This window comes from Sporofaciens sp. JLR.KK001 (assembly GCF_036941055.1).
Taxonomy (GTDB): Bacteria; Bacillota; Clostridia; order Lachnospirales; family Lachnospiraceae; genus Sporofaciens.
Genome location: NZ_JAYMNO010000015.1, coordinates 1 through 619 on the forward strand (window position 1 = coordinate 1; position 619 = coordinate 619).

1 protein-coding gene is annotated in these 619 nt (G+C 39.3%); it reads left to right on the forward strand.

Going from position 1 to position 619, the window contains the following annotated elements; translation table 11 throughout:
- Positions 1 to 89 precede the first annotated feature (89 nt).
- Positions 90 to 524 carry an IS200/IS605 family transposase gene (gene tnpA, locus VSQ62_RS32310; protein WP_334632532.1) on the forward strand — a complete coding sequence of 145 codons (435 nt, stop codon included), beginning with the start codon at positions 90 to 92 and terminating at the stop codon, positions 522 to 524.
- Positions 525 to 619: the final 95 nt, after the last annotated feature.

The following is a 619-nucleotide window of genomic DNA, read 5'->3' on the forward strand; positions in this document are numbered from 1 at the left end:
TCGCCTTAAGGCGAAACCTTTAGGTCAACCCTATATCTTCAAGTTTAGAAAAGGGAAAAAATAGAGATACTAAACTTGAGGTGAAGAATATGCAGCATTATAGAAAATCGTCACATTGTACGTATGACATTAAGTATCATTTGGTGTGGATTACAAAGTACAGGAAACCTGTGATTACAGGGAAGATAGCAATACGGACAAGAGAACTGATCCGAATCATCTGTCAAAGTAATGATGTGGAAATTTTGGCAGGGCATGTAGGAGCAGACCATATCCATATGCTGGTATCTGCTCCACCGCACTTGTCTGCAAGCAAATTGGTACAATATATCAAAGGGAATACATCCAGAAAGTTGCAAATGGAATATAAGGATTTGAATAAGCAATTCTGGGGACAGCATTTGTGGGCAAGAGGATATTTTGTGGCAAGTAGTGGAAATGTGACGGATGAAATCATCAGAGAGTATATCAAAAACCAGGATTTGCAGGAGAAAAACAAATCAGATAACTTCGAGATTGGATAAAATTAAAGTACAAAAGCATAAAGAAGAGCACGGACAACTTCAGGCTGCTTTAGCAGCAAATCGAACCTACCGGCTTTAGCCGGTAGTGGTTCAGT